Source organism: Mycobacterium sp. DHQP2018-32-09, from assembly GCF_058148405.1.
This window is the reverse complement of sequence record NZ_JBYVYK010000004.1, coordinates 46,518-60,530: the sequence shown is the minus strand read 5'-3', so window position 1 is coordinate 60,530 and position 14,013 is coordinate 46,518. Positions and strand designations below refer to the sequence as shown.

11 protein-coding genes are annotated in these 14,013 nt (G+C 69.9%); 10 read left to right on the top strand and 1 reads right to left on the bottom strand.

Annotated features, from left to right (window positions below; genetic code table 11):
- Window positions 1-11: 11 nt before the first annotated feature.
- The 4 genes from AC30CM_RS03510 (at window position 12) to AC30CM_RS03495 (ending at window position 6,310) form a co-directional block, all read left to right on the top strand.
- Window positions 12-1,463: an aspartate aminotransferase family protein gene (locus AC30CM_RS03510; RefSeq protein ID WP_490115436.1), complete on the top strand. Its 1,452-nt coding sequence runs from the start codon at window positions 12-14 to the stop codon at window positions 1,461-1,463.
- 204 nt (window positions 1,464-1,667) lie between these two features.
- Entirely contained in the window at window positions 1,668-3,221 is a 1,554-nt protein-coding gene (locus tag AC30CM_RS03505; RefSeq protein ID WP_490115435.1) for an APC family permease, read from the top strand.
- Window positions 3,222-3,320: 99 nt separating this feature from the next.
- A complete protein-coding gene (locus tag AC30CM_RS03500; protein ID WP_490115434.1) occupies window positions 3,321-4,763 on the top strand; it encodes a purine-cytosine permease family protein in 1,443 nt (480 codons plus the stop codon).
- Window positions 4,760-6,310: a GMC family oxidoreductase gene (locus AC30CM_RS03495; protein WP_490115433.1), complete on the top strand. Its 1,551-nt coding sequence runs from the start codon at window positions 4,760-4,762 to the stop codon at window positions 6,308-6,310. The genes AC30CM_RS03500 and AC30CM_RS03495 overlap by 4 nt, the downstream gene beginning before the upstream one ends.
- Before the next feature lie 75 nt (window positions 6,311-6,385).
- Here AC30CM_RS03495 and AC30CM_RS03490 read toward each other — a convergent pair whose 3' ends face one another.
- The gene (locus AC30CM_RS03490) at window positions 6,386-7,879 is read right to left on the bottom strand and encodes an aldehyde dehydrogenase (RefSeq protein WP_490115432.1); all 1,494 of its coding nucleotides are present in this window, start codon (window positions 7,877-7,879) and stop codon (window positions 6,386-6,388) included.
- Between the two features lie 117 nt (window positions 7,880-7,996).
- Here AC30CM_RS03490 and AC30CM_RS03485 point away from each other — a divergent pair, with 117 nt between their 5' ends.
- From AC30CM_RS03485 to AC30CM_RS03460, 6 genes are all read left to right on the top strand, one after another.
- On the top strand, window positions 7,997-8,908 hold the full coding sequence (locus AC30CM_RS03485) for a LysR substrate-binding domain-containing protein (RefSeq protein WP_490115431.1): 912 nt from the start codon (window positions 7,997-7,999) through the stop codon (window positions 8,906-8,908).
- A gap of 148 nt (window positions 8,909-9,056) precedes the next feature.
- Window positions 9,057-10,319, top strand: coding sequence for a flavin-containing monooxygenase (locus tag AC30CM_RS03480; protein ID WP_490115430.1), 1,263 nt, complete (start codon window positions 9,057-9,059; stop codon window positions 10,317-10,319).
- 18 nt (window positions 10,320-10,337) lie between these two features.
- Complete coding sequence (locus AC30CM_RS03475; protein ID WP_490115429.1) at window positions 10,338-10,781, top strand: RidA family protein; 444 nt, start codon at window positions 10,338-10,340, stop codon at window positions 10,779-10,781.
- Window positions 10,778-11,446 (top strand): DUF1028 domain-containing protein, encoded by a 669-nt coding sequence (locus AC30CM_RS03470; protein ID WP_490115428.1) that lies wholly within the window; start codon window positions 10,778-10,780, stop codon window positions 11,444-11,446. Before AC30CM_RS03475 ends, AC30CM_RS03470 begins: the two co-directional genes overlap by 4 nt.
- A gap of 53 nt (window positions 11,447-11,499) precedes the next feature.
- Window positions 11,500-12,612, top strand: a complete 1,113-nt coding sequence (locus AC30CM_RS03465; RefSeq protein WP_490115506.1) for a M20 family metallopeptidase — start codon at window positions 11,500-11,502, stop codon at window positions 12,610-12,612.
- Complete coding sequence (locus tag AC30CM_RS03460; protein ID WP_490115427.1) at window positions 12,609-14,012, top strand: aspartate ammonia-lyase; 1,404 nt, start codon at window positions 12,609-12,611, stop codon at window positions 14,010-14,012. The genes AC30CM_RS03465 and AC30CM_RS03460 overlap by 4 nt, the downstream gene beginning before the upstream one ends.
- The last annotated feature ends 1 nt before the right edge of the window (window position 14,013 follow it).

Sequence of the window (14,013 nt, the reverse complement as noted above, 5' to 3'; positions counted from 1 at the left end):
CGACACCCGACATGACCGACACCATCGAGAACCCCACCGAGAATCCCACGCGCGACCCCGCAGCGCCGTCCACGACGGGGGCCGACCTCGGACGCCTGGCGCAGCGCCACCTGGTGATGAGCTTCACGCCGGGAACCGCCTACACCTCCGACACCCCGCCGCCGGTGATGGTGCGCGGCGCGGGCAGCCATCTGTGGGACGCCGACGGCCGCGAGTACGTCGACGCGCTGGCCGGATTGTTCTGCGTCAACGTGGGTTACGGCTTCGGCGCCGAGATCGGCGAGGCGGTCCGCGATCAACTCGCCGAGCTGCCGTACTACACCAATTGGGGCGTGGCCCACCCGCCCGCGGTGAGGTTGGCCGCCAAGATCGCCGAACTGGCCCCTCCCGGACTGGACCGCGTGTACTTCACCTCCGGCGGCGGTGAGTCCAACGAAGCCGCGGTCAAGCTCATCCGGCAGTACCACCAGGCGCGCGGCGATTACGGCCGGATCAAGTTCCTGTCACGTCGCGCCGCCTACCACGGCACGTCGCACGCCGCACTGTCGCTGAACGGAATGACCAACCTGCGCAAGCAGTTCGAGCCGCTGATGTACGGGGTGCGGCACATCTCCAACAGCAAGCGCTACCGGCGCCCCGCCGCTGAGACCGAGCAGCAGTTCACCGAGCTGCTCCTGCACGAGATCGAGACCTTGATCGTGCAGGAGGGGCCCGACACCGTGGCCGGGATCTTCCTGGAACCGCTGCAGAACGCCGGCGGCTCCCTGGTGCCGCCCGCGGGTTATCACCGCGGGGTCCGCGAACTGTGCGACCGCTACGGCATCGTGCTGGTCGCCGACGAGGTGATCTGTGGCTTCGGCAGGTTGGGGGAGTGGTTCGGGTCGACGCGCTTCGACGTCCGGCCCGACGTCATCACCTTCGCCAAGGGGGTGTCGTCGGCCCACGCGCCGTTGGGCGGGATGATCACCACCAGCGCGATCCTGGACACCGTCAACGGCGGACCCGACGGCATGTACCTGCACGGGCTGACCTTCGGCGGGCATCCGGCGGCGTGCGCGGCGGCCCTGGCGAACATCGCGATCATGGAGCGAGAAGACGTGCTGGGCAACGTCACCCGCAACGAGGCCCACTTCCGGTCTCGGTTGGACACCTTGGCAGACCATCGCCTCGTCGGAGACGTGCGCGGTCTGGGCTATCACTACTCGCTGGAGCTGGTGACCGACAAGGAGCGCCGTGCCTGGCTCGCGGAGCCGGCGGCCACCGACTTCGTGCAGACCATCCTGGCGCCGGCGCTGATGGCCGCAGGCGTCCTGTGCCGCACCGCGGTCGATCACGAAGGTACGCCCCTGGTGCAGTTCTCCCCGCCGCTGGTGTTCACCCGATCCGACATCGACGATCTGGTGGACCGGGTGCGCCGCGTGCTCGACGACGTGCTCTCCGACGTGGCCCCGCACGTGCGCTGACCCTCGAGGAGATGGACCCGTAGCCGCACGCGGCTACGGGTCCATCATCATGTCCGACAACGGAATTCGGATCCGATGCGGTATCGATGAATTCGATCTCCTAGGTGGGAAAAGACGTCTTTACTTCACCGCACCCGGGCCTCAGTGTCTTATCTCGCGGGAGCAGATCAGCGTCCCGACCACCCGACAGCAAAGGCATGAAAGATGGCCGCAGACAAGCCAATCGAAGTCAGCGCGAACGAACGAACCGCGCGGGCCGCCAGCGAGACCCAGCACCTGCAGAAGTCGCTGGGTCGGCTCGACGTCATCTTCCTCATCGTCGCCGCGGTGGTGTCGATCGAAGTGCTGGGCCAGGTGTCCAGTTTCGGCGGTCAGACGTTCACGTGGGCCCTCGTCCTCGCGGTGACGTTCCTGGTGCCCTACGGACTGATCTTCGCCGAGATCGGCAGCACCTTCACCGACGAGGGCGGTGTGTACGTCTGGGTGCGGCGCGCGTTCGGCAGACCGGTGGCCGCCATCGCGGCCCTGCTGACGTGGGTGACGCAGCCGGTCTGGGTCGGCGGGTCGTGCACCTTCATCGCCGCGGAGGTTTGGAGCCAGTACGTCACGCCGTTCGAACACGGCTCGGGCACCGACTACGCGTTCAAGGTGGTGTTCATCTGGCTCACGGTGCTGGCGGCCGTCGTCAGCCTCAAGCACGGCAAGTGGATCCCCAACCTCGGCGCCATCATGAAGATCCTGTTCCTGGCCAGCTTCATCGTGACCGCGGGCATCTACGCCGCGCGCCACGGTTTCGCCGGGTTGACCGCGAGTGACTTCTCGCCGACGCTGGCCGGTCTGCTGGGCGTCACGCCGCTGCTGCTGTTCTCCTACCTGGGCTTCGAATCGGGCAACAGCGCCGCCGAGGAGATGAAGAAGCCGGCCCGCGACGTGCCCGTCGCGATCGCCCGGTCCGCGGCGATCGCGGCGGCCGCCTACCTGCTCCCGATCGCGGCGATCCTCCTCGTGGTGCCGGCCGAGCAGATCACGGGCATCGGCGGACTCATGGAGGCCGTCGCCACCGTGTACGGCGTATACGGTTCGGCCGCGCCGTTCATGCTGACGCTGACCGGCATCGTCTTCGCCCTCGTGCTCATGACGCAGGGGTCGGCGTGGATGATCATCAGCGATCGCATGCAGGCGATGGCGGCTGCCGACGGAGCGTTCTTCCGGGGCTTCTTCGGGCGCTTCCACCCGAAGCTGGGCACCCCCGTCCGGGTCAACCTGCTCTCGGGTGTGGTGGGCACGGTGTTCATGCTGGCGGCCATGCAGGTCAGCGGATCCGCGGCGGCGGTGTTCGGGGTCGTGCTCTCGATCTCGGTGTCGACGTTCCTGCTGAGCTACCTGATCTCGATCCCCGCGGCCGTCCGGTTGCGCACGGCGTTCCCCGACGTCGTGCGACCGTTCCGGGTGCCCGTGTCCGACAGGGGGTTCCGCGTGCTCGGTGCGGTGTGTTTCGGCTGGGTGGCGCTGGGCAGCTGGGTGGCGGTGTTCCCCGGCACCCTCGACGCACTGTTCGGGCTGCCCTACGACTTCGAGGAGACCTGGGGGGTCAGCACCGTGGTGTTCGAGGTGTTCACCCTCGGCACGCTGGCCGCGCTGGCGGTCCTCGGCATCGTCGGCTACCTGGCGGCGCGCCCACTGCGCCTCGAGGGGCGCCACGCTGCGGCGATGCCGGTCGACGCGGCGGTGACCACTGGATCGCCAAAATCGATGTAGTCCTGAGATTCTTCGTGATTTATCCGGCTTAGCCGGACGCCAATACTCGAGTGACCGCGGACACCCCGCGTGCAAGCACGATCGTGAAAGCGGGTAGCCATGAACGCCGCTGTCCCAGGTGGAGCCGTACCGGGCGGGGAATTGCCGGGTGCGGGAACCGTCGAACGCCGGACCATCGAACACATCCCGGTGGACGAGCGTCACGGCCGCGCCCGTGACCTGTTCACCGTGTGGTTCGGCTCGAACATCATGCTGTTGACCATCATCACCGGCGCGCTGTCGACGACGGTGTTCGGTCTTCCCCTGTGGGCGGGCGTCGCCTCGGTGCTGTTGGGCAACGTCGTCGGCGCGGTGGTCATGGCACTGCACGCCGCGCAGGGCCCGCAGATGGGCGTGCCGCAGATGCTGCAGACGCGAGCCCAGTTCGGGTCGTACGGCAGCCTGCTGGTGGTCGTCCTGGTGGTGTTCATGTACCTGGGCTTCTTCGCGTCCAACGCCGTGCTCGGCGGGCAGGCCCTGGCCAAGGTCACCGGGCTCCCGACGAACTGGGCGATCGTGGTCATCGGCGTGATCAGCGTGGTGGCCACCATGGTGGGCTACCGCCTGATCCACCGTGTCACCGCGATCCTGTCCGTGGTGGCGGGCGGCGCGCTGCTCGTCGCGTTCGTGTGGATCGTCGGCGTGAACGGCGTTCCGGACGGCACGTGGCACACCGACGGCTTCACCTGGGCCGGCTTCATGGCGACGCTCTCGGTGGCCGCGCTGTGGCAGATCGCCTACGCGCCATACGTTTCCGACTACACGCGCTACATGCCGAAGGACACCGGCCAGCGCGCGGCGTTCTGGGGCACCTACTCGGGCTGTGTGCTGGGCTCGGTGCTGCCGATGCTGCTGGGCGTGCTGGTGGGCGCGGCACTACCGGACGACGACACCCTCGACGGCCTCTCGGCCCTCACGCACGGCGTCAGCACCGGGGTGTTCGCCATTTTCGCGATCGGCATCACCGCGACCAACGCGATGAACCTGTACTGCGGCACGCTGTCGACCATCACCGTGGGACAGAACGTGTTCCCGCGATGGCAGCCGCGTGCCGGCAGCCGGGCCGTGGTCTCGGTCGTGCTGTTCGTCGTCGCGCTCGTCCCGGCTCTGGTCAGTGCCGAGGACTTCTTGGCGAACTACGCCAACTTCCTGGCCTTGCTGCTGTGCGTGCTGATCCCATGGACGGCGGTCAACCTGGTGGACTACTACCTGCTGCGCCACGGCCACTACGACATCGACGCGCTGTTCGAACGCGACGGCGGGCGGTACGGGCGCTTCAACTGGATCGCCATCGGATGCTACTTCGCGGGCATCGCCGTGCAGATCCCGTTCCTGTCCACCACGCTGTTCACCGGCTTCATCGCCGCCGCCATCGGCGGGGTCGACGTGTCGTGGATCGTGGGACTGGCCGTCATCTGCCCGCTGTACTACGTGTTGATGCGGCCCAAGATGCGTGCGCAGGCCGCTCCGGCGACGACCCCCGCCCGGGAGACCGTCGTATGACGGCCCCGCACTACGTCGTCGTCGGCGGCGGCACGGCGGGCTGCATCGTCGCGGCACGCCTGTCGGAGGACCCCGACGTCTCCGTGGTGGTCGTGGAACCGGGTCCGTCCGACGCCGACGAACCCCGCGCCCTCGACATCCGCCGGTGGGCGGAGATGCTCGAGGGCGAGTACGACTACGACTACCGCAGTGTCGAACAGGCGCGCGGCAACTCGCACATCCGGCAGGCCCGGATGCGCATCCTGGGCGGATGTTCGACGGCCAACACCATGATCACGTGGCGCCCGCTCCCCGCCGACCTCGACGAGTGGGTCGCGATGGGCGCGCGCGGCTGGGACTCCGCGACGCTGAATCCCTGCTACGACCGGATCGCCGCGCCCATCACGCCCGTCGCGGCCAAGGACCGCAACCCCTACGTGGCCGACGTCGTCGAGTCGGCGCGCCGAGCGCTCGACCTGCCGGCCCGGCAGGCATGGAACTCCGACCCCGACTTCGCGGCGACGGGTACCGGTACGGGCTTCTTCGAGATCGGGTACACGCCGCAGACGCACCTGAGGTCGTCGACGTCGGTGCACTACCTGCACGAGGCCCTGCGCACGCGCCCCAACCTCCGCGTCGCCCACGGTCTTCGGGCCGTGCGGGTGCTCATCGAGGACGGTGCCGCGGTCGGCGTGCTGGTCCGCGACGGCGAGAACGCCGAGTCCGAGATGCGCGCGACCCGCGAGGTCGTGCTGTGCTGCGGCGCCATCGACACGCCGAAGTTGTTGCAGCTGTCCGGGATCGGTCCCCGCGCGGTGCTCCAGGAGGCCGGCGTGCCGGTACGGGTTGCCCTGGCAGGGGTGGGGGAGAACCTGATGGACCACGCCGAGGGCCTGATCGTCTGGGAGGCCCGGCGCGACGTCCCGGTGACGCGGGCGACCGGCTGGGACGCCGGTGCCGCGGTACGGCTCGACGACGACGGCGGCCCTGCCCGCCCCGACGTCCTGATGCACTTCCCGGTCGACGCCGTCGCCGACCACGCCGTCACCTACGGCGTGACGCTGCCGGAGCGCATCGTCTCGATCGCCCCCAACGTCTCCAAGCCCAAGAGCCGCGGCCGCGTGTGGATCACGACGGCCGACGCCGACGACGCGCCGAGCATCGACTACCGCTACTTCACCGACGCCGACGGCGCCGACGAGGCCACGCTGATCGCCGGCATCCGAGCGGCGCGGCGCATCGCCGCGGCGCCGCCCATGGCGGACTGGATCGGTCGCGAGGTGTTCCCCGGCGCCGATCTGGTGACCGACGACGAGTTGTCGACGCCGCTGCGCGCGACGCACCAGACGGTCTATCACGTGTCCGGTACGTGTCGGATGGGCGCCGACGACGACCCCATGGCCGTGCTCGACGAGCGACTGCGCGTGCGCGGGGTCGATTCCCTGCGGGTGGTCGACGCCTCGGTGTTTCCGACGATCCCGTCGGTGAACCCCGTCGGCACGATCATGACGGTCGCCGAGCGGGCCAGCGTGCTCATCGCCGAGGATGCGGCGGCCCACCGGGTCTGACACGCCGAATGTGGGGGTTCTCGGCACCGCGGGCGATGCATTCGAAAACCCCCACACTCGGCGAGGGGTCCTGCCTCAGAACGTGATCCAGGTGGTCTTGAGCGCGGTGTACTTGTCCAGGGCGTGCAGCGACAGGTCGCGGCCGAAGCCCGACTGCTTGACGCCACCGAACGGGGTCTGCGCGCTGAGCGCGTCGACGGTGTTGACCGACACGGTGCCCGCGCGCAGGGCCGCCGCCACGGTGTGTGCGCGGCGCAGGTCGGTGGTCCACACCGAGGCCGCCAGCCCGTAGACGGTGTCGTTGGCCATGCGGATGGCCTCGTCCTGGTCGGCGAAGGTCTGTACGGCCAGCACGGGGCCGAACACCTCGTCGGTGACCAGCTCGGCGCCCGCATCGAGCCCGGTGACCACGGTGGGCTCGACGAAACAGCCGTCGTGCGCCCTCCGGCCCCCGACGCGCACGGTGGCGTGGGCGCGGGCCCGGTCGACGAAGCCCAGCACGTGGTCGGTGTGGGCGGCGTCGACCAGGGCGCCCTGCGTGGCGGCCGGATCGAGTGGGTTGCCGGGCACCATCTCCGCCGCGCGGTCCACCAGCCGGCTCGTGAACGTCTCGGCGATCGAGTCCTGTACCAGCAGGCGGGAATTGGAGGAGCACACCGCACCCTGGTTGTAGAAGGCGCCGAACAACGCCATCTCGACGGCGCGGTCCAGATCGGCGTCGGCGAACACCAGGTTGGGGCTCTTGCCGCCGCACTCCACCCACGCCTGTACCAGGTTCTCCGCGGCGTAGCGCAGGAACTGCTTGCCGGTGGCGGTGGAACCGGTGAACGCCAGGACGTCGACGCCCGGATGCCGGCCCAGCGCGGCGCCCGCGGTCTGGCCGAAGCCCGGCACCACGTTGAACACGCCGGGGGGCAGCCCCGCGTCGATGGCCAGTTCGGCCAGTCGTAGCGACGACAGCGGCGCGCGTTCGGAGGGCTTGAGCACCACCGAGTTTCCGGCGGCCAGGGCGGGCGCGACCTTCCAGACGGCGAGGTCGAGCGGGAAGTTCCAGGGCGTCACGGCGCCGACGACGCCCAGGGGTTCGCGGGTGACGAGCGCGAGGTTGCCCGGTGCGGTGGGGGCGATCTCGCCGTTGATCTTGTCGATCGCCTCGCCGTAGTACGCGAAGAGTCCTGCGGCCGAGGGGACGTCGACCGTGAAGGCCTCGGTGACCAGTTTGCCCATGTCCATCGAGTCGAGCAGCGCCAGCTCGACGCGGTGCTCGTCGAGCAGCTCCGCGAGGCGCAGCAGCACCCGCTTGCGGTCCGCGATCGCGGCGCGGGACCACTCGCCGCGTTCGAAAGTCGTTCGCGCCGAACGGACTGCGGCGTCGACGTCGGCGGCGTCGCCGGAGGCCACGGCGGTGATGAAGGCACCGGTGGCAGGGTTGACGCAGTCGAAGGTGGCGCCGGATCGGGCGTCGTGGAACCCGCCGTCGACGAACACTCCGTTACGGGGCCGCACGGCCGCCGCCTCCCGCGTCCACTCGTCGAGCGTCTGCGGATGGGCCCGTTCAGTGGTCGTCACGTGTTCTCCTTCGAGGCGGATCCGGTGGCGTCTCCTACCCTCGCAACCGCGAGTGCAGCTGTACAGCCGGTGTTTCCGAACCCTAGGATCAGTTTTCCTGATGCAGGAGGAGGCGCGATGTCGGATTACACGCTGCGGCAACTGGAGTACTTCGTCGCCGTCGCCGAGGCCGGCAGCGTCACCCGGGCGGCGGCCGCGGTGCACCTGTCGCAGTCGGCGATGTCGGCGGCCCTCGCGGATCTGGAGGCCGCGCTGTCGGTGCAGCTGCTGGTCCGCCACCACGCCAGGGGCATCAGCCTGACGCCGGCGGGCCGCGAACTGCTGGTCGCCAGTCGGCAATTGCTGGCCTCGGCTGCGGACCTGCGGGCCGTCGCCCAGGGATTGGGCACATCGTTGTCGGGCACGCTGTCGATCGGTTGCTTCCAGGTGGTCGCTCCCTACCTGCTGCCGGAGCTGCTGGCCGTGGCCGCGCAGACGCTGCCCAAGCTGCGGTTGGTGACCACCGAGGTCGACCTCGCCGACCTGGCCGAGGGTGTCGCCAACGGTACGTTCGAACTCGGCATCGGGTACGACCTCGTCGACGACCCGCGGCTCAAGCGGTGGCCACTGTTCAGCCTGCCGCCCTACGTGCTGGTCTCCGGTGAGCACCGCCTCGCGGGCCGGGCGCAGGTGGATCTCGCCGAACTCGCCGACGAACCCATGGTGTTGCTGGACCTGCCGCACAGCCGCGAGTACTTCCAGAGCGTCTTCGCCGCCGCGGGCATCACGCCGAACATCCGATACCGGTCGACGACGGTGGAGACCTGTCGCGCGCTGGTGGGGCGCGGGTTGGCCTACTGCGTGCTGAACCTGCGGGCGGCGGTGTCGACGGCGCTGGACGGCCATGCCGTGGCGGCGATCCCGATCAGCGGTGATCCGCCTGCCCTCACGGTGATCCTGCTCGACGCGGTGGCGGCACGACCGACGCGGCGGGCCAGCGTGGTCGCCGAACTGTGCCGCGACCTGTTCGCCAATCCGCCCGGCGTCTGACCGTCCCACCTGCGTACATCGCTTTCCTCGATGCCGTACATCGGATCTATGCGCTGTACAGATGCAGGCTCGCGGCCAACCATGGAACGGCAGCGGTGCCCCAGTCCGTGCCCCGCATGCGCCGAGTCCGTGCCGAGTGGAGGTCAAGTTGTCGAGCGAAGAGATCGAGGTGCTCGTCGTCGGCGCCGGTCAGGCCGGGATCGCGATGAGCGAGCACCTCGGCGCCCAGGGCGTCGAGCACCTCGTGGTGGAGCGTGACCGGATCGCCGAACGGTGGCGGTCGTGGCGATGGGACTCGCTGGTGGCCAACGGGCCGGCATGGCACGACCGCTTTCCCGGTCTCGAATTCGACCTTCCCGCAGATGCATTCGCCGGCAAGGACGAGGTCGCCCGCTACCTGGAGGCGTACGCCGCGAAGGTCGACGCCCCGATCCGCACCGGCGTCGAGGTGACGTCGGTGCGGAAGCGCCCAGGCGCCTTGGGTTTCCGTGCCGAGACGTCCCAGGGCACCATCGACGCACGATTCGTCGTGGCGGCCACCGGGGCGTTCCAAAAGCCCGTCGTCCCGCCGGTGGTGCCCGCCGAGGCGAACGTCCACCAGGTGCACTCCAGCGGGTATCACCGCCCGGCGGAGTTGCCCGACGGCGCGGTCCTGGTGATCGGCGCAGGATCGTCGGGGGTGCAGATCGCCGACGAACTCCGCCAGTCCGGCCGCCGGGTGTACCTCGCCGTCGGACCGCACGACCGTCCGCCGCGCAGCTATCGCGGCCGTGACTTCTGCTGGTGGCTCGGCGTGTTGGGGAAGTGGGACATGGCGGCACCGCCGCGCGGTGCCGAGCACGTGACCATCGCCGTGAGCGGCGCCCACGGCGGACACACCGTCGACTTCCGCACGCTCGCCGCCGGCGGCATCACGCTGCTGGGCATGGCCGGCCCCTACGCCGACGGCGTGCTGACGTTCGCGCCCGACCTCCGGGCGAACATCGAGAGCGGTGACGCGAACTACCTGTCGATGCTCGACGAGGCCGACGCCTACGTCGAACGCAACGGGCTGGACCTGCCCTCAGAACCCGAGGCGCGCGTCTTCGGACCCGATCCCCAGTGCATGACCGACCCGATCCTCGAACTCGACCTCGCGGCCGCGGGCATCACGTCGATCGTCTGGGCGGTCGGCTTCGCCTTCGACTACGGCTGGCTGCAGGTCGACGCGTTCGACGCCGACGGCCGGCCCCGGCATCAGCGGGGGGTGTCGAGCGAACCCGGCGTCTACTTCCTGGGCCTTCCGTGGCAGTCGCGGCGAGGATCGAGCTTCATCTGGGGTGTCTGGCACGACGCCAAGTACCTGGCCGACCAGATCGCCATCCAACGCAGCTACCTCGCCTACCGCGCGCCGGCACTCGCCGAACGCTGAACCCCGAGAGGAACCCTCATGAGCGACGCGACCCCCGCCGGCGCCACCCACCGCCGGATCCGGCCGTTCAATACCCGCGACACCTACCCGGAACAGAACCTCGACAACGACCTGTGCCAGGCCGTCGTGGCTGGCGGCGTGGTGTACCTGCGCGGACAGATCGGTCAAGACCTCGACACCCGCGAATCGGTGGGTATCGGGGACGTGGAGGCCCAGGCCGAGAAGGCGATGGCCAACATCGCGATGCTCCTGGAGGAGGCCGGCAGCAGCCTCGCCGACATCGTCAAGGTGACGGTCTACCTGGTGGACGTGCGTTACCGCGAGACCGTGTACCGCGTGATGGGGCGCTGGCTCAAGGGGGTTCATCCGGTGTCCACGGGTCTGGTGGTCGACGCCTTGGCCCGGCCGGAGTGGCTGGTCGAGATCGACGCCACCGCGGTGCTCAGCGGTGCAGCGTCGTGACGTTCTCCCTCGTGGTGCGCCACGGCGCCGCGTTCGGCATGGTGGTCTGCTCGTCGAGTCCCGCGGTGGCCGCGCGCTGCGTGCACCTGCGCGCCGGGGTCGGCGCGGTGGCCAGTCAGAACGTCACCAACCCGCACCTGGGGACCGTCGCCCTGGACGCGCTGGCGGCAGGGGCCGACGCCACCTCGGCGCTCGCGGCGACGCTCGCCACGGAGCGGCACGCCGCGCATCGCCAGCTGATCGTCGTGGACACCCAGGGGCGCACCGCCATCCACACGGGGGAGAAGGCGTTGGGCACCCGGCACGAGCTGCGCGCCGACGGTGCCGCCGCCGCGGGCAACATGCTGGCCGACGCCGACGTCATCACCGCGCTGCACGAGGGCTACGCATCGTCGGACGCGGCGAGTGTCGAACGGCGACTGCTCGACGGCCTGGTCGCGGCGTCGGCCGCGGGCGGCGAGGCCGGCCCGGTGCACTCGGCGGGGCTGCAGGTGGTCGAGGACGTGCCCTGGCCCGTGACCGACCTGCGCGTCGACTGGCACGACGATCCGATCGGCGAGCTGCAGCGGCTCTGGGAGGTGTGGGAACCGCAGAAGGCCGACTATCGCACCCGCGGCATCGATCCCACGGCCGCACCGTCCTACGGCGTCCCGGGGGACCTGTGACGACGTCGCTCGAGGACGGGGTGCGGGCGGCGGCGAAGCGCGCCCGCGACGGCATGCTCGCCCTGTCCCACGACCTGCACGCCCACCCCGAGATCGCCTGGGAGGAGGTGCGATCGTCGGCGCGCGTGGCCGCAGACCTCGCCGACGCCGGGTTCGACGTGCAGACCGGCTACGTCGGCCTGCCGACGGCGTTCCTCGCGCGCCGCGGCAGCGGCCCGCTGCACCTGGCGGTGTGCGCCGAGTACGACGCGCTGCCGGGCATGGGCCACGCCTGCGGGCACAACGTCATCGCCGCCATCTCCACCGGAGCCGCGCTGGCCCTGGCCGACCACGTCGACGATCTGGGGATCACGCTGTCGGTGTTCGGCACGCCCGCCGAAGAGGGGGGCGGCGGCAAGATCGAGATGCTCGACCGCGGCGCCTTCGCGGGCGTGCACGCGGCCGCCATGGTGCATCCCGGTCCGGTGGACGTGGCGCGTGCCGAGCCGTACGCGGTGTCGCACAGTCACGTCCAGTACGACGGCAAGTCGGCACACGCCGCCGCCTACCCCGATCGGGGGGTCAATGCCGCCGACGCGTTCACCATCGCCCAGGTGGCCATCGGCCTGCTGCGCCAACAGCTTCCGCGCGACGTCCGCGTGCACGGGGTGATGACCAACGCCGGCCAGGCCCCCAACGTCATCCCGGAGCGCACCGAGGGGCGCTGGTACGTCCGTGCCGGGACGCTCACCGAACTCGAGGCGCTGGAACGCCGCGTGAACCGGTGTTTCGAGGCAGGTGCCCACGCCACCGGATGCGAGCTGACCATCACCGCGGAGAGTCAGCCATACGCCGAGTTCCGCACCGACGAAGGCCTGCTCGCCGGATACGTGCGGCGAGCCGAACAGCTGGGCAGGCGCTTCGACACGGGACCCGACTCGCTGATGAACCGGGCGTCGACCGACATGGGCAACGTCTCGCAACACGTCGCCGCCATCCACCCCTACATCGGCATCGGCTCGCTGCCCGCGGTCAACCACCAGCCCGAGTTCGCCGCGGCCGCGATCTCGGCCGCCGCGGATCGCGCCGTGGTGGAAGGCGCCGACGCGCTGGCGCTGACGCTCGTCGACGCCGCCACGGATGCGGCGACGCGACGACGTCTGTCGGCTGCCGGGAACGCCTCGTGACCGCCGACGTGCGCGTCGAGCACGATCTTCTCGGCGACCGGGAGGTGCCCGTCACGGCCTACTACGGCGTGCACACGGCCCGCGCCCGGGAGAACTTCCCGATCACCGGTACCCCCATCTCGCGGCATCCGGAGTTGGTGGTCGCGATGGCCTGCGTGAAACAGGCTGCGGCGCAGGCCAATCGACGCCTGGGCGCACTCGATGACGCACGCGCGGACGCGATCGTGGCGGCCTGTGACGAGATCAAGGCGGGCGCGCTGCACGAGCACTTCGTCGTCGACGTGATCCAGGGCGGCGCCGGTACGTCGACGAACATGAACGCCAACGAGGTCATCGCCAATCGCGCACTGGAGCTGTTGGGCCACCCGCGCGGCGACTACGCGACGCTGCACCCCCTCGAGCACGTCAACCTGGGCCAGAGCACCAACGACGTGTACCCGACGGCGCTCAAGGTCGGACTGCAGTTCGCCGTGCACCGCCTGCGGCTGGCGATGGCCGAACTGGTGGCCGCGTTCGCCGACAAGGCCGTCGAGTTCGCCGGGCACCTGAAGATGGGGCGCACGCAACTGCAGGACGCGGTGCCCATGACGCTGGGCCAGGAGTTCGGCAGCTACGCCGTCATGGTCGGCGAGGATGCCGACCGCCTGGGTGAGGCGGCGTCGCTGATCTCGGAGATCAACCTCGGCGGCACCGCGATCGGGACGGGGCTCAACGCCCCGGGAGGCTATGCCGCGGCGGTGTGCGAGGAACTGCGGCGAATCACCGAACTGCCGCTGGTGACCGCGTCGAACCTGGTCGAGGCCACCCAGGACGTCGGCGCCTTCGTGCAGCTCTCGGGGGTACTGAAGCGCACCGCGGTGAAGCTGTCGAAGATCTGCAACGATCTACGGCTGCTGTCGTCGGGTCCGCGCGCCGGCCTCGGTGAGATCAATCTGCCCGCCGTGCAGGCGGGTTCGAGCATCATGCCGGGCAAGGTCAATCCCGTCATCCCCGAGGTCGTCAACCAGGTGGCATTCGAGGTGATCGGCCACGACATCGCGGTGAGCATGGCCGCCGAAGCAGGTCAGTTGCAGCTCAACGCCTTCGAGCCGCTGATCGCGCACAGCCTGTTCGAGTCGCTGGCGCACCTGAGGGCGGCGTGCGACACCCTGCGCACCCGATGCGTCGTCGGCATCACGGCCAACGTCGCGCACATGCGGGCGCAGGTCGACCATTCGATCGGCCTGGTGACCGCGCTGAACCCGTACATCGGCTACGAGGCGGCCACGCGGTTGGCCGCCGATGCGTTGCAGTCGGATTCCGACATCGCGTCGCTGGTGCTCGATCGCGGCCTGCTGACGGCAAGCGAGCTGGCGACGATCCTGGAACCCGACAACCTCACGCGGCCGCGATCGTCATAGC

Excerpts from the sequence above, each read along its gene's own strand:
- AC30CM_RS03510 (WP_490115436.1), top strand. The coding sequence starts at position 12 with ATGACCGACACCATCGAGAACCCCACCGAGAATCCCACGCGCGACCCC.
- AC30CM_RS03485 (WP_490115431.1), top strand. The coding sequence starts at position 7,997 with ATGTCGGATTACACGCTGCGGCAACTGGAGTACTTCGTCGCCGTCGCC.
- AC30CM_RS03505 (WP_490115435.1), top strand. The coding sequence starts at position 1,668 with ATGGCCGCAGACAAGCCAATCGAAGTCAGCGCGAACGAACGAACCGCG.
- AC30CM_RS03500 (WP_490115434.1), top strand. The coding sequence starts at position 3,321 with ATGAACGCCGCTGTCCCAGGTGGAGCCGTACCGGGCGGGGAATTGCCG.
- AC30CM_RS03475 (WP_490115429.1), top strand. The coding sequence starts at position 10,338 with ATGAGCGACGCGACCCCCGCCGGCGCCACCCACCGCCGGATCCGGCCG.
- AC30CM_RS03495 (WP_490115433.1), top strand. The coding sequence starts at position 4,760 with ATGACGGCCCCGCACTACGTCGTCGTCGGCGGCGGCACGGCGGGCTGC.
- AC30CM_RS03465 (WP_490115506.1), top strand. The coding sequence starts at position 11,500 with ATGCTCGCCCTGTCCCACGACCTGCACGCCCACCCCGAGATCGCCTGG.